Raw genomic sequence first — 22,425 nt, 5'->3', positions numbered from 1 at the left:
GGTTTTAACAAGGTAAAAAAGGGTTTTTCTCATTAATCTTTTGTTGTTGCTTAGTTTTCTGTGATAATTTTATTGTTCACTGCCGCACAGGCAGCTTAGAAATTAACTGTTTCGTCAATACTGCCTTGATAACTGTTCACTGCCGCACAGGCAGCTTAGAAATGTATAAATCAAATCATTTAACTTATCACCTCGTTCACTGCCGCACAGGCAGCTTAGAAAAGTGGGTCACCAGCGTAACATTGCCGTCTTCAGTTCACTGCCGCACAGGCAGCTTAGAAAAACTTCAATCACACCATTACCGCTATCAGGCAGTTCACTGCCGCACAGGCAGCTTAGAAATCGCCAGAGACCGCACAGCCATAAGCTCAAAAGTTCACTGCCGCACAGGCAGCTTAGAAATGAAAAATGTCATAAGCAAAACATACCCATAGGTTCACTGCCGCACAGGCAGCTTAGAAAAATAAAACAGCTAATGCGAATAAAATGCCGATGTTCACTGCCGCACAGGCAGCTTAGAAAGCACCAGAAAAGCTAGCGATCTGATTTTTTAAGTTCACTGCCGCACAGGCAGCTTAGAAAGATCCAACAATTTTAACAGCGTTAACAATTTTGTTCACTGCCGCACAGGCAGCTTAGAAAAGTTTGTCCGCGCTCACAACTTTTAATCTGTTGTTCACTGCCGCACAGGCAGCTTAGAAATTTAATGGAAAAATTTTCGATAGGTTTTGCGTGTTCACTGCCGCACAGGCAGCTTAGAAATCCTAGGGCTTTATATTGGGCTTTTTTATTCCGTTCACTGCCGCACAGGCAGCTTAGAAATTCTCAAAAGTGAGAATAATTATAATCGGTAGGTTCACTGCCGCACAGGCAGCTTAGAAAAACTTCCGTTATATTGATACACTCATCACTGTGTTCACTGCCGCACAGGCAGCTTAGAAAGATATACAAAAGTTAAAAATGAACTAAATAATGTTCACTGCCGCACAGGCAGCTTAGAAAGATGCATCTTGAATATGAAAAAAATTGGTATTGTTCACTGCCGCACAGGCAGCTTAGAAAATTTCACGTTAAAACGGGTCGCGGCTGAATCTGTTCACTGCCGCACAGGCAGCTTAGAAAAGTTGACACGCCAACTCTTCTATTAATTCTCTGTTCACTGCCGCACAGGCAGCTTAGAAAGCGACTATTGACTATAAGCCGAAAGCGTCGCAATTCACTGCCGCATAGGCAGCTTAGAAAATAGGTGGCCAGCTGGATTTTTTCACCTGTGCGTTCACTGCCGCATAGGCAGCTTAGAAATGCTAGCTCTTCAACAGAAGCAGTCACTTCAAGTTCACTGTCGCACAAGCAGTTGTTAAATATTATCGGGAGGATCGTATAACGTTTATTTACTAAGAAGTAGGATGAGCATTGTTACTAATCGCGTCTCATTCTCTTAACCATCTAATGTCGATTGGCATATGTGGCCTATACTAGAGTGTTCTAGGAATGATATAAAAGTTGTTCTAATCGCACTTAACTAGAGATTTTGTTGTGAGTGAATACTACGTCTGAAAGCCTTGGTAGGATTGGTGGCCCCAACTGGACTTGAACCAGTGACCAATCGATTATGAGTGGGATTTTGGCCTAAATTCAGGGTTTTACAGTGAACAGTGATATTACTCAATAAACAAAATAGGTGATTTTAATCATATAGTTACAAATTTAATTGAGTTTATTGTTGTTTACTGAGATCCACTGTTTTATCTTAGATCTGCTACATATTTGCTACACAGGATTTCGATCAAAATCGCTCTCTAGCCCCTCTCATGACTACACTTTGACTTGAGCCAAAAATGCAGTCTGCTACACAGGAGCGGCAATTTTGGCCTAATCGTCAGAAAAGGGGGTTTTTGATGGCAATTAAGGCAAAAATCAGTGCTTCAACCATTAAGAATTTCAAGATTGAAGACAAACGGATGAACGATACAGAGATAAAAGGCTTTCATGCTCGGATCTCTAAATCGGGGAATATCTGTTACTACTTCTTCTATCGCCACAATGGTAAGCAATGCAATTTTCTACTCGGACGTCACGGAAACATTACTCCGGTACAGGCGCGAGACTTTGCCCGGCTGAAAGCGGGGGAGGTTGCAACGGGTGTTGATGTTCAAACCGAAAAACGCGAAGCCATCGAAGAAACCCGCCGTAAAAAACTCTCCGAATTTAAAACGTTCGTCGTCGACCGTTATTATCCCTTTCTGATCACCAACAATGTTCGCACAGCCGACCAAATCAAAAGTGTGTTGCTCAATACCTTTGAGCAATTCGGTGAAAGCCAGTTGGATGAGATCACCCCTTGGGCAGTTGAAAAATGGCGTAAGGAAAAACGAGAAGAGGGCTGTGCCGATGCCACGCTTAACTACTACGTGAGTACCTTAAAAGGCGCTCTGAGCCGAGCAGTGGATTGGGGCTTTTTAGAAGCGCATCAGCTTGGCAAGGTAAAAGCTTACAAATTAGATAACAGCCGTGTTCGTTACCTGAACCAAGAGGAAGAACAAGCGCTGCTCAATGCCCTGCGCGAACGTGACCAAGAGTTAAGAGATAAACGAGCTAGTGGTAATGAGTTTCGCCGAGTTCGTCACTATGAGCTTTTAGACGATTTAAAAGACAAACGCTTTGCCGATCACATTGAGCCGATTGTGTTGATCGCCATGAATACCGGAATGCGGCGCGGCGAGATCTTAAGCCTTGAATGGAAGGACGTAGATTTTAGCTTGCAGCAGATTCTTGTGAGGGGGAGCAAAGCAAAATCAGGGCATCGCCGCTATATTCCCATGAATGCGGTAGCTGTGGATACGATGAAAGCATGGTTCCGACAGCGGCCTAGTAAGCAGTATGTGTTTGTCGGACGAAATGACAAACCTCTGACCGAGATAAAGCGCAGCTGGGAAACGGTGGTCGAGATGGCGGGGTTAGTTGATTTTCACTTTCATGATCTGCGCCATCACTTCGCTAGCAAATTAGTGATGAAAGGCGTAGATCTAAATACAGTACGTGAACTGCTGGGGCATGCAGACTTATCGATGACGATCCGATACTCGCATCTAGCACCAGAGCATAAAGCGGCAGCGGTGAATTTGCTCTAGAAAATTAGAATATAATAAATTGTGATTTTAATATTACCTAATCTTTTTTATTAATGAAAAAAGTGCATAATGATTAAAATCACTTTATAAATGGTCTAAATATGTCACCTTTTTTAAGAAAAAAAGAAGTAGTTGATATAAATAATAAAATAAATTTTATTTATGAATGTTTAGTTGGTGTTAAACATGAAATTTTATTTTCAAGTAAAGATAATAAATTAATTAAATACTTTCAGTATATTCTAAGAGATATAAGCGTATCAATTTTGGCTGCTGCCCTTGTTATAATATTTACTTGGAAAGTAGATATAGATATGAAGCAGATCGAGTTACATAATGCGAAATCTAGTATAGTTTGGGAAAGTAGAATGAAAGCAACAAAAGAAAATATGGAGGCGTTGTCTAAATTAAGTAATTTCATCGAATATGATTTAAAGAAAAGTATGTATAGAGATCTTGACAATGGCCAATTACTTTCGGATTTTAGAAAGAATTCGTTAAATATGTATATGTTTGATGAATATATGAAGTTACATAAAAAAACAATGGTAATTGTTAAATCTAATTCTGTTTTTCTATCGGATAGTGTTTCCAAGTCAACAGATGAATTTCTTACATCAATGGAAGGCTTAGTTGAATTTAATTTTATAGTGAATTTTAATCCTAATAATCTATTTCCAATAAAAATATCAAATAGTGATAAAAATAAATATATCTATCCTGATAAGGCATATCAGATGTTATCTGATATGTCAGATAAATTTAGAAAAGAGTTTAGTATGAAATATGATTTTCTGAAAAATAAATATCGAGAATCATTGAGTGTTCAGTAATATGTTATATTTTTATTCGAGCCTTTTTATTGTGGTAAATTTACCATTTTATTTTTTGTAATTATATAAATATTTTTTAGGCTTATTTTTATCTGTTAATGATAAGAAGCAATTGATGTCAGAAATTTGGTCATATCCAATTTTTATTGAGTTGGTATTTTTAAAAAAAACATCAAAATGATATCTAGGATGAATATTTTTATTTTCATGATCAGGGTCATCATCAAATCTAAAATAGCCATGATCTTCGGATAAAAGTGTCACAAAAGTATCTGTATATTGATTAGCCTCTGGGAAATCCATATGCATAGTTTCAGAAAGAGATAACACAATATCATCATGTGAATAATATTTATTTTGAATGGTTTTTATAGCGTTTCTCATAGCCGATATAAATTTCCCATCAACAGGCCCTTCCAGTGGATCCAAAGAAAAAGATATGCTGTTATCTCCTACTAGATTAACTTGAAAAGGATTTGTCATTGAAAAGTATCCACAATCACTTTTTACTAAAAAACGATGAGAATCTTTTGTAAAAACGATAATATCAAAACCATTATCTGCATTAGATACTTGTTTTTCTGGATAATTAACGATCAATTCTATAGTGGTTAAGATATTACTTAAATTATCAATAGGATCCCTCACTGGAATATATTTTTTCCATGCATAATGAGGGAAATCATTATAATAAAATATATTCATAGTTTTTTAAATCGCTTATATTCTGCTTCAATAACACTGTTAAAATAATCCTCTTCGAATTCAACATCTCCCATTATTTCTGTTAAACGTTGAATTAATTTTGCTCTTAATCGAGGTGTTGCTTTCTTTTTATCACAAAAGTCTACTATTCTCTCTTCAAGAGATGGCTCTTGATCCCAAATAATCATCGCATTTTGATGTTCAATTTCTTCTAATGAAGGAACCCTTACATCCATATAGCCATTTGAATTAATGCAATCTAAACCATGATTTAAATCAGCTAAAAGAGCTGTATTTGTATTGCTACCCAAAATTAAATGGCTTTCTAAGAAAGACCTTGCCATCATGGTATAAAGACCATTTCTAAAAGCAGGATTAGAACGTAAATCTTTAGCAAAACAGATAACAAAAGGAAATTCTAGACCTTTTGCATTATTTATATTTGAGATAAAGCATTTTGTTGGATCGCTTACTTTAGTTTCATATGAAATATTGACTTCCCAATCTAAATTTTCTTCAATAATCATTGCAACTTGAGGTATAACATCATAAATATAATTTCCCTTGTCTAAAAATAGTATAGCTATATCTCCAGCTTCAACAGTTGCATGCCTCTGCTTAATTTCATTTATAACTTCAAGGATAAATGTAGGAATATCCTTGTTGGAGGGATTTGAATGAATAGTTGTGGATTGAAATTTTTGTGGAATATCTTCAAATCTACGTAATGGATCTCTGCTGATAATAGCTCGACCATTCTTTTCTTGGTAATTATATCCACAAGCATTCCATTCATCGTCTTTCAGCCATCTTAAAACAGGATTTTCATATAGACCCATACCCAAAGCGTGAGAAAACATTAGATTTTTTGGATCTGTTCGATAGCATTTTTTCAAAATTAGATCTGCATGGTGTACAGAGTCATCAATTGTCCTAAAAATATTTTGGAAAACATCCCCGGCAACAAATACCTTTTTCTTTGTAACTAGCTCGCAAAGAGCTATGAAGTTCTCTCCAAAATCTTGGCTTTCATCAATAAAAACATAGTCAAAAATATAATTTTTTTCTTTGGATGTATTTAGTGCATTAATGTCATCAACAGCTCTTTTACAGAGATCATCAAATGGTCCGGCCGCTAATGTGCCAAATGGTATTTGATATTTATGGCATATATATCGATACATCCCAGAAGTAGGGTTTTTTCCACTTCCCCATGAATGAAAACAAAAAAGTTTATTTTCCCAGTCAATTTGTTTTTCAACTTTCATAAAATCGAAAAATTGTGGGATTCTTTCTTTCATATTAGATGCTAAAATTTTATTAAAGCATGTAAATGCTATTCTAGAATCCTGTTCATTCGAATATATTTCTTTTAATTTGTGTAATAATAATTCTGTTTTTCCTGAACCAGCTAAACCTTGGATTAAAAATTTCTTATGCCCGCCAGTTTTAAATACAAAACTAGTTTGGTCAGTATCAAATAGAACGATTTTTGATTTAATCATATCTAATAGGTTTTCAGCATCTAAATCTATTTTATTTACATCGTTAATACTGCCAATTACTAAAGAGGTTAAAAGATCTACAATTCTCTTATCTATAGGGTTTTCTATATAAAAATTGTCTAAATCTAAATCTTTATATTTTTTGACTTTAAATAATTCTTTCCAACGTTTTTTTCTACCTATTTTTTTTCGGTATTCGAATTTTTCGGAAAGGAATGCAATGTCATCAATGAAGTCATCTACATATTCATTAAAGTCTTCTTGGTTGTTGCCTATATCTATAAAACAAGGGTTATATCCAGATGTGAAAATTACAAATGCACTATGATATTCATAATTTAAATCTTCTTTTGAAAGAGGGCATGATAGTACATATATTTGCTTTTTTTTATTTTCTGCATAGTTTTCTAAATATTCTTTTAAGTGGGCTGATTCAGCTAGACTTTGTGAATCTGGAGTAAAAAAGCAATATTCAGACATTTGATTTCCTTAGCAAATTAATACTACGTATAGTGTACTACGTAAATTGTTTTTAACAAGCATATTCAAAAATAGTCTTTTAGTCATCTGATTAGATGTAAAATGTTACAAACTTCTTTAAGTTTCTAGAAGGTTATATATCAGATAAAAAATACTTGTTTAACATGATGTGGAGGAGTAGCAGTACAGTTCACAACAGGATGACAGGTTATTAGCTTTGAATTTGAGTTAAAATCGGGCTGTGGTAGAAGTATTTTTCTCAGGAGTTTATTTTGAACGATTATGTCAGTGTTAACGATGTTGAAAAATTCTCCCGTCTTACATCCTCTCAATTTTTCCAAAATGCTCACTTAGTGTCTGCTGGCTGGGCGTTCTATAGTAATGCGCTTCGTGTCATCATTGGGCGAATCGAAGACGATGGCCTTTATCGGGGATTTGCTGTTTACGAGTATCGTGGTTGGATGGGGATTCGTCGTTATGATGCGATGACTATCATCCGGGATAATCAGGCCAGTGTTGATGAAGGATGCCCGCTTGATCTGGATGGGATCCAATGTAAATGGGTTCCATACCCTTACAAAGGCCAAGAGCCGCCCAATCGCTATATTGGCTATTGGGGTCATGATTACTATATTGAAGATACCGAACCTGAATATTGGTTAGCGTATCCTGACTTCAAAGAGGTTGAAGAGACAACAACCCCCAACAATATTGATTCGTTTTCTACGCAATTATTTGAATCACTGATCTCAGGCGAACTCAGTCATCCCGGCAAGCTAGAAAGTCTCTATCAGCAAAACGGGGTTAAAAAGGTTTACCACATCGAACCGCAATCCTTTCAGGTCAAATTCTCTGATTTAGGTATTAGTCGGGAAGCGCTCGATACGTTGGATAGAGAAGTGAATGGCGAATCTGAAGCTAGCGCTGAGCCGCTTCAACCTGAACCAATTGCCTTTGGTAATCCCGTTAATCGAAATCATATTATCAACCAAATCTTAGAGCGCTTGGTTGCTAACCATTTAGCCGCAACCGCAGGAAAACTCTGGTTAACGCTTCAGGAGGATATCGAGTCTGAAACCTTTGCCTATGATAAAAACGAAGATATCCGCGATATGGATGAGAAGGCACTTGTGTGGATTGATGGCTACAAAAATGAACGCACTATGTCCCGAAAAACCTTTGATAATCATGTCTCTGATATTAGGAAACGACTAAGACTCAAAAAAGTTTAAATTATTTTCTCCCGGTTAGCCTCCCGGGAGAAGCGGGAGATTTCAAAGTGAACCTCGATGTTAAACAACCAAGGTTCATATTATGGAATCACTCACAACTACCTTTGATAAACGAGTCCTGACAGAACAGGAAACTTCTTACTATATCGGTATGAGCCGTTCGTTTCTCCGACAGGCTCGGATGAGCGGCAATCGCCTTAACCACACACCAGCACCACCCTTTATTAAAATTGGCCGTTCGGTTCGTTATCTGCGGGAAGATTTAGATGACTGGCTCGACCAGTTCCAACGCTTAGAACACCTCCAGCAAGTTGAAGTCGGAGGGCGTGCTCATGCTTAGTCTTTCTGCCGAACAGTTCCGCATGTTGGCTGATTTTGCCAATAACACCGAAATTTCATTCTGTGTCGAACCGGGCGTGGCCTTGGGCAAAATGCAGGTTCGGGGCAAACTGCGCAAACGCTTTGACCGCCGGACGTTTGAAGCCCTGAAAAGTGCCGGATTAATCACCCGTAAACGAGTCCAATATTTCGGCGTGCGTTGGGAAACTTACTTTATCGGGACTCTGGGATGGGAGGTGTTCAATGCCTGCTGTGCATCCTGATGATAAGCAATTTGTAAAAGGGCAATTGCTCGGATTCCCAATCGCCTTTCATCCGGTCATTATGGCCGGATATACCCGATGTAAAACCCGCTTTGATGCCAATACCTATATTCGGCATCTGCGGCGGGACATTGCCCAAAAAATTGGAGTTCATGCCTCGGAGCTGAATCTGGACTTTTCCGATGACGGGCTAAAACAGTTAGCCTGCACGGGAGCGTATTTCTGCCGAGCCGCCGGAAAATCAGCGGCTAGCGCGGAATTGAAGTATCAGCAACAGTGCCAAATCGTACTGGCGCATCGGCTTAATTTCCCGAAAATCCCCGAGAATCTTTCCGAAAGTGACCCGAAGTTTCAGATGAGCTTACAGGGCGCTATCGGGCGGATGGAAAATGAGTTCTGGTGGTTAACCGGACTGCGCCGGAAAAATGCGCAGGATGTGGAAACACTGGCGCAGATGTTAGGCATGGTGCATAAGCATAAAGCCATCTATTGTTCGGACTTTATGCTGCATCGCCGCCGGATGCAGCTGTGGCATCAATCCCAGATGCTTTCCCATACCGTAGTTATCAATCAGGCAGGGCAGCGCTATACCCTTCAGGAACTGTGTGAAAAGAATGTTTCAAATCCGGAACTACGCAAAGCCGAACTGATGGTTCGTATGCGCGGCTTTGAAGATATCTCCGAACATTTCGGCCATCGGGGCGTGTTCCTGACCATGACCTGTCCGAGCCGTTACCATTCGGTGCTGAACCGTTCCGGTGAACGCAATCCCAAATGGCAAAACCTTACCGCCTTAGATGGTCAGCAATACCTCTGTACTACTTTTGCCCGTATCCGTTCCAAACTCGGACGGGAAGAAATCCACCCCTATGGTTTTCGGGTAGCTGAACCGCATCATGATGGGACACCTCACTGGCATCTATTGCTATTTGTTCCGGAATATCAGAAAGACCGGCTGATAGAAATCTTTCGGGATTATTGCTTACAGGAAGATGGTTCGGAAAAGGGCGCGGAAAACTCCCGACTCAAAGTGGTGGAGATAGACTCCTCCCGAGGTAGTGCTACCGGATATATTGCTAAATATGTGTCGAAGAACATTAACGGGCAGGGGCTGGATTCGGGAATATACGGAGAAGACCCATTAGAAGCAGCGGCTCGGGTGGATGCCTGGGCTTCCTGTTGGCGCATCCGGCAGTTCCAGCAAATCGGCGGGGCATCTGTCACCGTCTGGCGAGAACTGCGCCGCCTGAAAAGTTCGGAAAGTTTGTCGGAAACCTGCCGGAAAATCCACCGCGCAGCCGATTGTGGCAACTGGCAGGATTACACCGAACAGATGGGCGGGATTTGGTGCAAACGTTCTGACCGTCCGATTCAGCCGTTCTATCAACTGGTATTTGATTCTGAAACAGGGGAGTGTCACCTCAACCAATATCGGGACGCTTTTATGACTCGGCTCAAAGGAATTCTGGACGGTGGTCGGGAAGTGATTACCCGGATTTGGAACTGGCAAATCGAACGTCATCCGGCTTAATTTGGAAGCTTTCCGAAGGGCTTTCTGAACCTTCAAAACCTCACCCTGCGATTTTCCGACGAACCATTGATTTTACTGGCCTCTTTCAAGTTTTAGTTTCGGAACTTTTTCCGAAAATCCATTCTGAAATTCTCTGAAAAAATAATGCACTCAAAACTCCGTCAGTGAGGCATCGCCTCACCTTGGAGTTCTGTGAATAAGTGTATGGGAAGACTTAATTGAGAAGTCGGAAGTTGTTGATGTCTTCAGACTGGAAACGAGCAAAAGTATTGATTCTATCTAGGTCATCAGCTCTATATACTTTGACGCCTAACTCATTCATATCATCTTCAACTTTCTGAAATGCATTTTCTAATCTTGAAGTTTCAAACTCAGGATGTTCAACAGCAAATAGAAAATCTTCAGATTTTATGACATTAGAATCAATTAGGTTTTTCACGCGTAAAATCCAACGGGCACCATGATCAATTAGTCTTAGAGAATCACTTTGGTTAAAACTCATTGGCTTGACAGCTTTGGTCTGTATACTGTCTCTAGCAACTAGAGGTAAATCGAAAGACATATACCCAGTATCAAGCGTTTGTTTTTTATATTTATATTGGCTTACACTATTCAATTGTCTTTTGAGTTCTTGGGCTAACAAAATCTCTCTGTGTTCTTTTGTATTAAAGTTGCGGCCAACATATTGCAGAAATAATTGTTCAAGTACATCCGTCAAAGTATTTTGAGTGAGGAGTACGGCTGTTTCACTAAAAGTTAAAAAACCTTCGCGCGGACGGGTAGCTTCATTCATAAACATGACAAGATTTTTACCATGCATGTCATGAGCTAGATTTTGGATCCGACGCAACTCAGCATCAAACATATCAATAGCATTGCTATAGAGTTGTCCATCGAGATCATCGAAAAACTGCGATACCCGGCTGAACCGTTTGTTAGCTAATTTAAATAATACTGTCTCTGAATTCGGGGCATGCAGAACAATACCTACGTTTGCAAATTCTTGCGTTTCCGCAAAAGGCATAAAACGGATTACAGAATAACGAACTAAATTTTTCATCTTATGCCCTCCCAAAAATCAGGCGCATTAATGCGCGACAATGTAGCACGAATATAATTTAGAATACCATTATCTTCGCAGTTTGCTAGCCATTCTTCAGGAATAAAAGATGTTATGTATTCAAGCTGATCTAAGCTGTTTTCAAGAAGAGTTTGATATTTTTCTTTATCCAGTGGCGTTAGTAATTTTGTTTGTGTGGAGAACCAAGCAGTTGAGCCAACGTGCAACATTTTTGTTTGATCGTATAGGTCATCATAGTCAGGATCGAACGCCAAATTGTGATCTAACACAATACACGTTTCTAGATCTCCTTTAATGAACAGGTTCGGGTTTCCTCCCTTGTTTGTTAAAGTGCGATCTGCATTCTTGATCCAGTAATCGAACAAAAATAATAGTTTGAGTTGCTCAGAATCTACGTTATCTAATAGGTTGAATGTAATATCCTGAATATTTTCAATATATTGAGATGCAAACCATTCACCTTCAGTTAGCGCATAATTATCATATTCAAGTAGTGCGCTATCGATGTATACAATCTCACAATCTGGGATTGGAAGGCCAATGCTTTGGCCTAATTTGCCGCAGACCCATTCATAAATGAGCCCTTTATAGGTCGTGCTAAGCCCTTTGACAATATACTTATGACCATCATCAGCTTGGCAAAGATAGGGCGCAGTATAACCCTGATTCATTTGTCTGATGATACTTGTGATAAAGGCCATGACATCCCAATGTTGAATATTAGTCGTATTACCATATCAGAACTCGATGTAACTAACTATGTTAGCTATCAAAATCTGCATTTCTCAATACTGCCGATAAAATCAGCAATTAGTCCAAAGTATTCAAAATCTGTAGTCGTAAGCTTTTCGAACAAGGGATGACCTAAAACTAGGTGTTATATCTAGTGATAAAAGTTAAAAGCACTCTAAAAAATTCAGATATCGTTGTAGGAACATGGCTGCCCTAAATGCCCTTAAAATGTCGAAATGAGAGTTTTTATAGACAAAAACGTTGCTAAACGCTGCTACATATTTGCTACACAGGAATTATTTTAGGTTAAAAAGTAAGTAAATACTACGGCTGAAAGCCTTGGTAGGATTGGTGGCCCCAACTGGACTTGAACCAGTGACCAATCGATTATGAGTCGACTGCTCTAACCAACTGAGCTATAGGGCCATGTGATGGCGTTTATTGAAAACAGGCAGGATTATATGTAATCCTGCCTGCTGTGTCTATTGGCTAACGTACTGTTTGCACAATAATTAGTCTATTCATCTAAGAAGCTGCGAAGTTGCTCACTACGACTTGGATGGCGCAGCTTGCGTAGTGCTTTGGCTTCAATCTGGCGAATACGTTCACGGGTAACGTCAAACTGTTTGCCGACTTCTTCTAAGGTATGGTCAGTGTTCATACCAATACCAAACCGCATCCGCAGAACTTTCGCTTCACGAGGTGTTAAGCCCGCTAATACTTCCTGAGTAGCAAACTTCAGGTTGTCGTTAGTTGCTGCATCTACTGGTAGGGAAAGGGTGGTATCCTCGATAAAGTCCCCTAAGTGCGAATCTTCATCATCCCCAATCGGTGTTTCCATCGAAATAGGTTCTTTAGCGATTTTCAGCACTTTACGAATTTTATCTTCAGGCATCATCATCCGTTCTGCTAATTCGTCCGGGTTCGGTTCCCGACCCATTTCCTGCAGCATCTGGCGACTGATTCGGTTCAGTTTGTTGATGGTTTCAATCATGTGAACCGGAATACGAATGGTCCGCGCCTGATCGGCAATGGAACGAGTAATTGCCTGACGGATCCACCATGTTGCATAGGTCGAGAATTTGTAACCCCGACGGTATTCAAATTTATCAACGGCTTTCATCAAACCGATGTTCCCTTCCTGAATCAGGTCGAGGAATTGCAAACCACGGTTGGTGTATTTTTTCGCAATCGAAATCACCAAACGTAAGTTGGCTTCAACCATCTCTTTTTTAGCTCGGCGGGCTTTGGCTTCGCCAATGCTCATTCGGCGGTTGATATCTTTGATACCTTGAATGGTCAGACCGGTTTCTTCTTCAATTTGCGCCAGTTTGTTAATGCAGCGCCGAACTTCTTCTTCGACATCCTGTAAGGCTGGTGCGTAAGATTTAGCTGAACCGAGGTGTTCATCAAACCATGCGGCGGATGATTCATTACCGGCGAAAGCATTGACAAAGGCCTTTTTCGGCATTTTGCTTTGTTCTACACAAAGCTTCATCACCAGTCGTTCCTGAGTACGAACGCGATCCATCATGTCACGCATCCGGGTGACGACGCGATCAAATACTTTAGGGACCAGACGGAAGGTATGGAAAACTTCGCTCAGCTCTGCGATGCTTTGCCGTGCTGCACCGCTACTACGGCCATTCTTATTGATGGCAACAAGTGATTTTTCATAGACTTCACGTAGTGCTTCAAACCGTTCTTTGGCAACTTCGGGATCAATACCTACATCAGCATCATCATCGGAATCGACATCGTCGTCATCGTCATCATCGTCGTCATCGTCATCATCATCCAGATCTCGTTCTGAGAGTTCTGAACCAATATGAGTGGCGGTAGGGGCGGCATCTTCGACTTCACTCTCATCTAAAAAGCCGGAAACGATATCACCGATACGAAGCTCTTCAGCCTGATACTGGTCATACATGTCCAGTAGCATGGCGATGGTATCAGGATATTCAGCAACAGAACATTGAACCTGATTGATCCCATCTTCGATTCGTTTGGCAATATCGATTTCACCTTCTCGGGTGAGTAGTTCGACAGTACCCATCTCGCGCATGTACATCCGGACTGGATCCGTTGTACGGCCAATTTCTGATTCAACCGAGGCCAGAGCCTGTGCTGCGGCTTCGACAGCATCTTCGTCGGTTGCGTTTTCAGCCAGCATCAGCTCATCGGCATCCGGTGCATTTTCGTAGACCGTGATACCCATGTCGTTGATCATCTGAATAATGTCTTCAACCTGATCAGAATCGACGATATCTGCAGGTAAATGATCGTTCACCTGTGCATAGGTGAGATAGCCTTGCTCTTTCCCCTTCGCTAAAAGGATTTTGAGTTGTGACTGTGGGGTTGGCTCCATAAAGATCATCCGCTAAATGTTAAGTTAAGCTTCGCTATACCGTTACTATCACGCATGTGATGTTTCACTTGTTCGAAGTGAAACATCATAATATAGCATACATATGGGCAAAATTTGTTAAATCAAGCCAAATTGCCGGATTTTTATTCAGGTCGAAACCTGAAATCAACTTGATCGTAGTTCTATCTGTAGCTGTAACATCTCTTGCTTTTCCTCCCGGCTTAAAGCCTGACTGAACGACTTCTGTAGTAGAGCGTCGTAGCGTTGTTGTAACAGCTGTTCTATAAAACTGGCGAGAATGTCATTTAGTTCCTGATTGTATCCGCTAATGCCGATGAGCTCGTTGCCTTCCAGATTAATACTGGCCATTTTGTTCAGCGCGGTTGCTTCAGGGCGTTCTCGCCAGCGTTCCAGCAATTGTGCTGTCGTTATATCCGGCTTCTGCCGGATTTGCTGGACTAATTCGATAAGTAGTTGACTCCCGTTTAAGGGGAGTGCTCGCAAATATTCTAAATTTGGAACATCCAAAGCGCATTCTGGATATTGTAGAACAATTGCGATTGCCCGGCGCATCGGTGTTAGTTTTAAAACTGAACGCTGTGTTTTCCAGGCATTTTTAGGGGCCGGAGATGTAAAAAAACGTTCCAGACGTTGTTCATCCCAGCGTAACCAACGGGCTAGGGTGCTTTTCAGCATATCCTGATAAAATCCCGCCTGAACCTGATTAATTAATTGTCGTGCTTCGTTCGCCATATGGCTTAATCCGGCATCAGTCCGGGTATCGATCTCCTGGCTGAGCTTGTCAAACATAAACTCAGAGAGCGGCATGGCTTGTTCCAGCTGCTCTTCAAAGGCGGCTTTGCCTATGGAACGAACCAATGTATCCGGATCTTCACCATCAGGTAAAAACATAAACTGCATCTCGACACCATCCCGCAGTTGGGGAAGCGCATTGATTAAGGCTCGCCAAGCCGCATCACGTCCGGCACGATCACCGTCATAACAGCAGATGATCCGGTTACTGGCACGAAACATCATTTGCAGATGTTCGGCTGTGGTCGATGTACCTAGGCTCGCGACGGCGTAATCCACACCAAATTGGGCGAGAGATACAACATCCATATAGCCTTCGACGACGAGCAGTTTGTCGATTTTTTTATGTTTTTGACGGACTTCGTAAAAGCCGTAAAGCTCTCGGCCTTTATGAAAAATATCCGTTTCTGGCGAATTTAAATATTTTGGAGTGCCATCGCCTAATACGCGCCCTCCAAAACCAATGTAACGACCACGGCGATCCCGAATCGGAAACATCAGGCGATCCCGGAATCGGTCATAACGACGGCCATTTTCATTTTCGATCAATAATCCACAGCGGAGGAGTTGATCACTCTGCTCCCGATTTTGGCCAAACTGACGGCTCACGGCATCCCATTCATCCGGGGAATAACCGATTCCGAAATCTTTAGCGATTTCACCGTTTAATCCACGTTGTTTTAGGTAGTCGATCACCGTCTGGGAACGGACATTTTTACGTAACTGATATTGATAAAAACGATTTACATGTTGCATTAATTCATATAAATCGCTACTTTGCGCGATGGTTTGGGAGCTGCGAGCGCCACCATGGCCGCTTTCTTCACGTTGAACTTCAACGCCCATCAGTGAAGCTAATTCTTCAACGGCTTCAACAAATTCAAAGCGTTCATATTCCATCAGAAACCCGATGGCGTTGCCGTGTGCACCACAACCAAAGCAATGGTAAAACTGTTTGTCAGGGCTTACGGTAAAAGAGGGTGTTTTTTCATTGTGAAATGGACAACACGCCTGATAGTTTTTACCTGCTTTTTTTAATCGAACTCGCTGATCGATGAGGCTGACAATATCAACCCGAGCCAGAAGATCATCGATGAATTGCTGCGAAATTCGCCCTGCCATACACCCTCAACATTGCCGGTTTATGTATCATTGGCCATATTGACACAAATAAACAAGCCGCACACTCAATTGAGTGGGCGGCTTATCCGCAAAGCATGCAGAAGCAATTAGCCCAGTTTACTACGAACTAAACCGCTAATCGCTCCCATATCAGCACGGCCCTGGACCTGTGGTTTTAACACGCCCATGACTTTGCCCATATCCCCGATACCACTAGCACTCACCTGAGTTATAGCAGAATCAATTAAGTTCGCTATCTCGTCGTTAGTTAACGGTTGTGGCAAAAATTCCTGCAGGACAGGAATTTCTGCTAATTCATGTTCTGCCAAATCATCTCGCCCGGCGTTTTGGAACTGCTCGGCAGCATCATGACGCTGTTTAACCATTTTGGTGAGAATAGCGATAATTTGTTCATCGCTCACTTCAATCCGACGGTCGACTTCAATCTGTTTGATTTCAGCCATAACCATTCGCAACGTACTTAAGCGGGCTTTATCTTTGGCCCGCAGTGCGTCCTTCTGAGCGTCTTGTAATTGAACTTTCAGGGACATATCAAACTCGCTTAATATTTGTGTCTATAAATTAGTACAGACGAACGCGACGTGCGTTATCACGAGCCAATTTTTTAGCATGACGTTTAACAGCAGCTGCTTTTGCACGTTTACGAGCAGTAGTTGGTTTTTCATAAAATTCACGACGGCGAACTTCTGAAAGGATACCTGCTTTCTCGCAAGAACGTTTAAAGCGACGCAGTGCTACGTCAAATGGTTCGTTTTCACGTACTTTAACTACTGGCATATGCCGATCACCTCAGGGGGTTAGTTAACGGCTGATGTTGTCTGTCAGCCTGATTGTTTAAAAATGGTGCAGAATTTTAATCAAAAGCAGGTGCTCTTGTAAAGCTGATTTTCAAGAGAATCTGGTTTCTGCGAGCTAACGCGGGTAATATATGTCGCGAATTTTTAACATTCGGAGCTTAGGATGCGCGTTCTCGGGATTGAGACCTCCTGCGATGAAACGGGTATTGCCGTTTACGATGATCTGCAGGGCTTATTATCTCACCAACTTTATAGTCAGATCAAATTACATGCCGATTACGGCGGGGTGGTGCCTGAGTTAGCGTCCCGGGATCATATTCGTAAAGTGATCCCATTGATCCAACAAGCGATGGCCGAATCAAATTCGACGCCAGCTGATATCGATGCGGTAGTCTATACGGCTGGACCGGGATTGGTCGGTGCATTACTCGTTGGTGCAACTACCGGACGTGCCTTGGCGATGGCATGGGGAAAACCAGCCGTTGCCGTTCATCATATGGAAGGTCATTTGTTGGCTCCGATGTTGGAAGATCCCGCGCCGGAGTTTCCTTTTTTAGCGCTGCTGGTTTCCGGTGGCCATACGTTGATCGTTCGCGTCGATGGTATTGGCGAATATCAAATTATGGGTGAGTCAATTGATGATGCTGCCGGTGAAGCCTTTGATAAAACGGCCAAGCTGATGGGATTGGACTATCCTGGAGGCCCTCGGCTCTCGAAATTGGCGACCCAAGGGACGCCAGGGCGCTTTACCTTCCCAAGGCCGATGACGGATCGTCCCGGATTAGATATGAGTTTCTCAGGGCTTAAAACCTTTGCCGCCAATACGATTGCCGATAATGGCAATGATGAGCAAACGCAAGCGGATATTGCTTTAGCTTTTGAGCAGGCTGTCGTGGATACCCTCATTATAAAATGTCGTCGGGCATTGGATGAAACCGGATTTAAGCGGCTGGTGATTGCCGGTGGCGTCAGTGCAAATCAGCGCTTGCGGGCACAGTTAGGTGATTTGATGCACAGTCGTGGCGGGCAGGTTTATTACCCTCGGACCGAGTTTTGTACCGATAACGGTGCAATGATTGCTTATGCGGGGATGCAGCGTTTTAAAGCAGGCCAAACGCAAGGGTTATCAATAGGAGCCACTCCGCGTTGGCCGTTGGATCAATTGCCTCCATTAAGCCGGTAGGCCTAGTCATATTTCCGATACAGTTTGAGTGATTGAATTTGTAGCCTGGCAAAAAGCGAAGTGAATGCCGGGGCAAATCGATGCAGGCTCTCCCTCCCACCTGTTAATTAACTTCTGACCATCCCGGATTCCATTGCATTACATCCGGGCTACGGTGAGAGTTGTGAGATTGTGTCGCCCGGATTGAACGACGTGGAATCCGGGGATACGTCATCCAGAAAATATATGTTTGGCTCTGGTGATATCCGGCGACGACGGTGTTGAGAATTGTGTCGCCCGGATGGAACGACGTGGAATCCGGGGATACGTCATCTGAGAAATATATGTTTGGCACCGGTGATATCCGGCGACGACGGTGTTGAGAATTGTGTAGCCCGGATGAAACAACGTGGAATCCGGGGATATGTCGTCCGGGAAATATATGTTTGGCTCTGGTGATATCCGGCGACGACGGTGTTGAGAATTGTGTAGCCCGGATGGAACGACATGGAATCCGGGGATACGTCATCCGGGAAATATATGTTTGGCACCGGTGATATCCGGCGACGACGGTGTTGAGAATTGTGTAGCCCGGATGAAACAACGTGGAATCCGGGGATATGTCGTCCGGGAAATATATGTTTGGCTCTGGTGATATCCGGCGACGACGGTGTTGATAATTGTGTAGCCCGGATGAAACAACGTGGAATCCGGGGGTGTTATTTATTGCGACTATTACGGCGACGTAGAATTTTGGATTCGGTCTGATTCCATAATCGGGTGATATTACTGTGATGACGCAAAATAATTAAGCAGGCTAGCATCGATACCGGAAGTGTATATTCGGGTTTGATCAGCCAAGTAAATAATGGTGCTAATAAGGCTGTGATCAGGGCTGCTGCTGAAGAATACCCGGTCACTAATAACACCACGATCCATGTTGCAATGAGTAATCCGCCTAAATCTAGGCCAATGGGCAGCACCGAGCCAAAAGCGGTGGCAACACCTTTGCCGCCTTCAAAATGAAAAAATACTGGAAACATGTGTCCAAAGCAGGCGCTGATAGCAACGGCTCCAAGGATCACCGGAGGAAGGCCAGCAAAATAAGCACCCCAGACTGGGATCACCCCTTTGAGCATGTCGAAAATGAGCACAATAATAGCCGGAAATCGTCCTCCCAGACGGTAGACATTGGTGGCTCCGGGGTTACCGGAACCATGGTGACGTGGATCGGCGATCCCAAACAAACGACAGGTCAATACTGCGCTTGAAATCGATCCCAATAAATAGGCTCCGGCAATAAATAGAAAAACGATTATGCCCATCTTGAATAACCCAGTTTCATTCACTGATTCCTAACCTAGCAGATTTGAGCTATTATCGCCCACTCACTTGTTATATCCGTATATTTAGCGCTTCTTATCATACGTACTTTATGAGTCTGAAGCTATGATGAATCGGGATAGGTTTAGGACGTTATGGATAAGGTATTCATCGAAGAACTTTATATTCTGGCAACAATTGGTGTTTATAACTGGGAAAAAGAAATTAAACAGAAGTTATTGCTAGATTTATCGATGGATTGGGATAATCACCCAGCAGCAGCAACAGATGATCTGCGTCACGCTTTGAATTATGCCGCGGTAAGTGAGGCGGTGACGTCTTTGGTGTCAGGTAAACCATTTGAGCTTATCGAAACCGTTGCTGAAGAAGTTGCGGCTTTGCTACTGAATGACTTTCAGATCCAACATGTTGCCGTAACGGTTCGTAAACCTGGCGCTGTGGCTAATGCCAAGTGTGTGGGTGTTAGTATTGAACGGACCCGGAGCTAAATGTCATGGCTGTGGTTTTTATCGGCGTCGGCAGCAATATAAACCGAGAACAATCGATTCATCTGGGAGTGATAAAATTATCGCAGCAGTTTGGCCATTTGCGTCGTTCTGCAATTTATCGCTCGCAAGCCGTTGGTTTTAATGGACCTGATTTTTATAACTTCGTGGTGCAGTTTGAAACCGATTTAGAGTTGGCTGAATTAGCACCAGTGTTGCGTCAAATTGAATTTGATTGTGGCCGTCCCCTCCATGCGAAAAAGTGTTCATCCCGAACATTGGATATTGATATTTTACTTTATGATGATTTGGTCTGTGAGCAACCTTGTGAACTTCCTCGGGCCGAAATTGTCTTTAATGCGTATGTACTTAGGCCTTTGTCTGAGTTAGCTGGCGAGTTGATTCATCCGGTCACACAGCAGCCTCTGGCACTGATGTGGCAGTCCATGAAACAAAATGCTATTCCTTTAATCCGCATCGACGATGCCTTTTTAAACGATTCGAGTCTTGTTTATGACGACTATGCACGTAATTATCTTGTCTCTCATTCAGGGGCTTACTGAATTTCTTCCGATTTCCAGTTCGGCTCATTTGATTTTGCCCTCTCAATTACTGGGGTGGACGGATCAAGGGGAAGTCTTTGATGTGACGGTCCATTTGGGAACATTGCTCGCGGTTGTTATTTATTTTTATAAAGATGTGTTTGGTTTGCTTAAAGCTTGGTTTGGTTCACTGACCGGGAAAAAAGCAACGCCACAGAGTCGTCTCGCATGGATGATCATTTTGGCAACAATCCCCGCGGTTTTGGTCGGTGCGCTTTGTAGTGATTTGATTGAAAGTTATGCTCGTTCAGCCAAAGTGATTGCGGTGACGACCATTGTTTTTGGGTTGTTGCTTGGATGGGTTGATATTAAAGCGCCGCAGCGTCAAGACGAATATAATATGGGTTGGAAACATGCGCTTTATGTAGGTATTGCTCAGGTTCTGGCAATGATCCCGGGAACATCTCGTTCTGGGATTACCATGACCGCCGCTCGGCAGTTAGGATATACCCGTGAAGCCTCGGCTCGTTTTTCGTTTTTGCTCTCGATCCCGGTTATTTTAGGCGCGGGAAGTCTATTAGCAGTGCAGGTCGCCCAGTCACCGATCACTGTGCCTTGGCATCAATTAGGATTGGGATTGGTGGTGTCATTTGTCAGCGCTCTGGCATGTATTCATTATTTCATGCGTTGGGTTACGCAGGTGGGCATGATTCCATTTGTGATTTATCGGATTTTATTGGGAATCGTGCTGGCATTAGTGGTGTTTTAAATAAGCCTCATCCCCGGCATCCGCTGCGCTGCTGCCGGGCTACGGTAGGTGTGCGGGAATTATGTCGCTCGGATGCAACAACGTGAAATCCGGGGTTGTGTTATCCGGAATAGGGGTTGGCACGGATGATATCCCGGCATCCGCTACGCTTTTGCCGGGCTACGGCGGGTGTGGTTAGATTGTGTCACTCGGATGCAACAACGTGAAATCCGGGGTTGTGTTATCCGGGATAGGGTTTGGCATCGGTGATATCCCGGCATCCGCTGCGCTTTTGCCGAGCTACGGTTGGTGTGCGGGAATTATGTAGCCCGGATGGAGCAACGTGCAATCCGGGGATGCGGCATTTGTCGCGATAGGGTTGGGCTCTGGTGATATCCCGGCATCCGCTTCGCTTTTGCCGGGCTACGGTGAATGTGTGAGGATTGTAGCCCGGATGGAACAACGTGGAATCCGGGGCAAGGCTACGATGCTATTGAATTTTTGTCTATGGAACGTCATCATTCTTTAATGATTTAAAAATCAATAGATATTCATGGTTGCATATCGGCGTTTTTATCAAGCGGGTGGCTGCTATTTTTTGACGCTCACACTGGCCAATCGGCATTCAACTCTTCTGACAACATATATATCTGAATTCAAATTAGCGCTTCGATACGCTTTGGAACACTATCCGTGTCATCTCCAAACGCTTGTCGTTCTTCCCGAACATTTACATATGTTGTTGCAATTGCCGCAAGGGCAACTTTATTACCCTAAATTTGTTCAATCTTTTAAAAGCCGGTTTAGTTTTTTGCTTCATCAGGGTGGGGATTTTTTAAATCATAAAGTTTGGCAGGATCGATATTGGGAACATTGTATTCGTGGTGAGGCTGATTGGCTCCGGCATTTAGAATATATTCACCGAAATTCTGTGAAGCATCATCAAGTCTCTCAGGTCAAAAATTGCCCCTATTCTAGTTTTCATCGTTATGCAGCAAAGGGATGGTTAGACGAAAATTGGTTAGGTGATGATCCATCCGATGGGCTATTTGGTGAATAATTTATAAGGTATTGTCGCCCGGATGCAACAACGTGGAATCCGGAGATGCGGAATTTGGTGTGGTAAGGTTGGGCGCGGGTGATATCCACGGAAAGATGATGGGGAAAATTTGTAGCCCGGATGGAATGCAA

21 protein-coding genes, 1 tRNA gene and 1 CRISPR repeat array are annotated in these 22,425 nt (G+C 42.6%); of the genes, 11 read left to right on the top strand and 11 right to left on the bottom strand.

The annotated features are described in order from the left end of the window. Positions 1 to 74: 74 nt before the first annotated feature. A CRISPR array of direct repeats spans positions 75 to 1,302; the repeat unit is 28 nt; unit sequence GTTCACTGCCGCACAGGCAGCTTAGAAA. A 536-nt stretch (positions 1,303 to 1,838) separates the two neighbouring features. Continuing rightward, positions 1,839 to 3,131, top strand: a complete 1,293-nt coding sequence (locus tag ABUE20_RS03140) for a site-specific integrase (protein WP_408618376.1) — start codon at positions 1,839 to 1,841, stop codon at positions 3,129 to 3,131. Between the two features lie 101 nt (positions 3,132 to 3,232). Beyond that, positions 3,233 to 3,964 carry a hypothetical protein gene (locus tag ABUE20_RS03135; RefSeq protein WP_408618375.1) on the top strand — a complete coding sequence of 244 codons (732 nt, stop codon included), beginning with the start codon at positions 3,233 to 3,235 and terminating at the stop codon, positions 3,962 to 3,964. Between the two features lie 48 nt (positions 3,965 to 4,012). Here the strand turns inward: ABUE20_RS03135 and ABUE20_RS03130 are convergent, their stop codons facing one another. Together ABUE20_RS03130 and ABUE20_RS03125 are read right to left on the bottom strand one after the other, a co-directional pair. Continuing rightward, a complete protein-coding gene (locus tag ABUE20_RS03130) occupies positions 4,013 to 4,669 on the bottom strand; it encodes an STM2766 family helicase-associated protein (RefSeq protein WP_408618374.1) in 657 nt (218 codons plus the stop codon). Continuing rightward, positions 4,666 to 6,654, bottom strand: a complete 1,989-nt coding sequence (locus tag ABUE20_RS03125; RefSeq protein WP_408618373.1) for an STM2767 family DEAD/DEAH box helicase — start codon at positions 6,652 to 6,654, stop codon at positions 4,666 to 4,668. The genes ABUE20_RS03130 and ABUE20_RS03125 overlap by 4 nt, the downstream gene beginning before the upstream one ends. Positions 6,655 to 6,926: 272 nt before the next feature. Between ABUE20_RS03125 and ABUE20_RS03120 the strand changes: the two genes are divergently transcribed. The 4 genes from ABUE20_RS03120 to ABUE20_RS03105 all read left to right on the top strand — a co-directional run bounded on the left by ABUE20_RS03120 (position 6,927) and on the right by ABUE20_RS03105 (position 10,019). Next, positions 6,927 to 7,886 carry a hypothetical protein gene (locus ABUE20_RS03120; RefSeq protein ID WP_408618372.1) on the top strand — a complete coding sequence of 320 codons (960 nt, stop codon included), beginning with the start codon at positions 6,927 to 6,929 and terminating at the stop codon, positions 7,884 to 7,886. An 82-nt stretch (positions 7,887 to 7,968) separates the two neighbouring features. Continuing rightward, entirely contained in the window at positions 7,969 to 8,226 is a 258-nt protein-coding gene (locus ABUE20_RS03115) for a helix-turn-helix transcriptional regulator (RefSeq protein ID WP_408618371.1), read from the top strand. Then, positions 8,219 to 8,488: a hypothetical protein gene (locus ABUE20_RS03110; RefSeq protein ID WP_408618370.1), complete on the top strand. Its 270-nt coding sequence runs from the start codon at positions 8,219 to 8,221 to the stop codon at positions 8,486 to 8,488. Before ABUE20_RS03115 ends, ABUE20_RS03110 begins: the two co-directional genes overlap by 8 nt. Next, the gene (locus ABUE20_RS03105) at positions 8,469 to 10,019 is read left to right on the top strand and encodes a replication endonuclease (RefSeq protein ID WP_408618369.1); all 1,551 of its coding nucleotides are present in this window, start codon (positions 8,469 to 8,471) and stop codon (positions 10,017 to 10,019) included. Before ABUE20_RS03110 ends, ABUE20_RS03105 begins: the two co-directional genes overlap by 20 nt. Before the next feature lie 214 nt (positions 10,020 to 10,233). Here the strand turns inward: ABUE20_RS03105 and ABUE20_RS03100 are convergent, their stop codons facing one another. The 7 genes from ABUE20_RS03100 to rpsU all read right to left on the bottom strand — a co-directional run bounded on the left by ABUE20_RS03100 (position 10,234) and on the right by rpsU (position 16,933). Beyond that, entirely contained in the window at positions 10,234 to 11,079 is an 846-nt protein-coding gene (locus tag ABUE20_RS03100; protein WP_408618368.1) for a DUF3037 domain-containing protein, read from the bottom strand. Further along, positions 11,076 to 11,801, bottom strand: a complete 726-nt coding sequence (locus tag ABUE20_RS03095; protein ID WP_408618367.1) for a HipA family kinase — start codon at positions 11,799 to 11,801, stop codon at positions 11,076 to 11,078. The genes ABUE20_RS03100 and ABUE20_RS03095 overlap by 4 nt, the downstream gene beginning before the upstream one ends. A gap of 380 nt (positions 11,802 to 12,181) precedes the next feature. Next, a tRNA-Ile gene (locus ABUE20_RS03090) sits at positions 12,182 to 12,258 on the bottom strand. Positions 12,259 to 12,349: 91 nt separating this feature from the next. After that, positions 12,350 to 14,200, bottom strand: coding sequence for an RNA polymerase sigma factor RpoD (gene rpoD / locus ABUE20_RS03085; protein ID WP_408618366.1), 1,851 nt, complete (start codon positions 14,198 to 14,200; stop codon positions 12,350 to 12,352). A 165-nt stretch (positions 14,201 to 14,365) separates the two neighbouring features. Next, entirely contained in the window at positions 14,366 to 16,135 is a 1,770-nt protein-coding gene (dnaG, locus tag ABUE20_RS03080) for a DNA primase (protein ID WP_408618365.1), read from the bottom strand. A gap of 107 nt (positions 16,136 to 16,242) precedes the next feature. Further along, positions 16,243 to 16,686: a GatB/YqeY domain-containing protein gene (locus ABUE20_RS03075; RefSeq protein WP_408618364.1), complete on the bottom strand. Its 444-nt coding sequence runs from the start codon at positions 16,684 to 16,686 to the stop codon at positions 16,243 to 16,245. 31 nt (positions 16,687 to 16,717) lie between these two features. Beyond that, positions 16,718 to 16,933 carry a 30S ribosomal protein S21 gene (gene rpsU / locus ABUE20_RS03070; protein ID WP_408618363.1) on the bottom strand — a complete coding sequence of 72 codons (216 nt, stop codon included), beginning with the start codon at positions 16,931 to 16,933 and terminating at the stop codon, positions 16,718 to 16,720. Between the two features lie 183 nt (positions 16,934 to 17,116). Between rpsU and tsaD the strand changes: the two genes are divergently transcribed. Continuing rightward, positions 17,117 to 18,136 (top strand): tRNA (adenosine(37)-N6)-threonylcarbamoyltransferase complex transferase subunit TsaD, encoded by a 1,020-nt coding sequence (tsaD, locus tag ABUE20_RS03065; protein WP_408618362.1) that lies wholly within the window; start codon positions 17,117 to 17,119, stop codon positions 18,134 to 18,136. 698 nt (positions 18,137 to 18,834) lie between these two features. Here tsaD and plsY read toward each other — a convergent pair. Further along, entirely contained in the window at positions 18,835 to 19,440 is a 606-nt protein-coding gene (gene plsY / locus ABUE20_RS03060; RefSeq protein WP_408618361.1) for a glycerol-3-phosphate 1-O-acyltransferase PlsY, read from the bottom strand. A gap of 153 nt (positions 19,441 to 19,593) precedes the next feature. Between plsY and folB the strand changes: the two genes are divergently transcribed. Genes folB through ABUE20_RS03045 form a run of 3 tightly spaced genes read left to right on the top strand, consistent with a single transcriptional unit; the run spans position 19,594 to position 21,255 of the window. Next, positions 19,594 to 19,947 carry a dihydroneopterin aldolase gene (folB, locus tag ABUE20_RS03055; protein WP_408618360.1) on the top strand — a complete coding sequence of 118 codons (354 nt, stop codon included), beginning with the start codon at positions 19,594 to 19,596 and terminating at the stop codon, positions 19,945 to 19,947. A 5-nt stretch (positions 19,948 to 19,952) separates the two neighbouring features. Continuing rightward, on the top strand, positions 19,953 to 20,507 hold the full coding sequence (gene folK, locus ABUE20_RS03050; protein WP_408618359.1) for a 2-amino-4-hydroxy-6-hydroxymethyldihydropteridine diphosphokinase: 555 nt from the start codon (positions 19,953 to 19,955) through the stop codon (positions 20,505 to 20,507). Continuing rightward, entirely contained in the window at positions 20,458 to 21,255 is a 798-nt protein-coding gene (locus tag ABUE20_RS03045; RefSeq protein WP_408618358.1) for an undecaprenyl-diphosphate phosphatase, read from the top strand. Before folK ends, ABUE20_RS03045 begins: the two co-directional genes overlap by 50 nt. A gap of 220 nt (positions 21,256 to 21,475) precedes the next feature. Here the strand turns inward: ABUE20_RS03045 and ABUE20_RS03040 are convergent, their stop codons facing one another. Then, the gene (locus ABUE20_RS03040; protein ID WP_408618357.1) at positions 21,476 to 21,697 is read right to left on the bottom strand and encodes a hypothetical protein; all 222 of its coding nucleotides are present in this window, start codon (positions 21,695 to 21,697) and stop codon (positions 21,476 to 21,478) included. 90 nt (positions 21,698 to 21,787) lie between these two features. Here ABUE20_RS03040 and ABUE20_RS03035 point away from each other — a divergent pair, with 90 nt between their 5' ends. Further along, positions 21,788 to 22,294 (top strand): REP-associated tyrosine transposase, encoded by a 507-nt coding sequence (locus ABUE20_RS03035; RefSeq protein ID WP_408618356.1) that lies wholly within the window; start codon positions 21,788 to 21,790, stop codon positions 22,292 to 22,294. Positions 22,295 to 22,425: the final 131 nt, after the last annotated feature.

The sequence above is a fragment of the Celerinatantimonas marina genome (genome assembly GCF_046054165.1).
GTDB lineage: Bacteria > Pseudomonadota > Gammaproteobacteria > Enterobacterales > Celerinatantimonadaceae > Celerinatantimonas.
The sequence above is the reverse complement of the archived record's forward strand: the minus strand, read 5'-3'. Positions and strand labels throughout refer to the sequence as shown.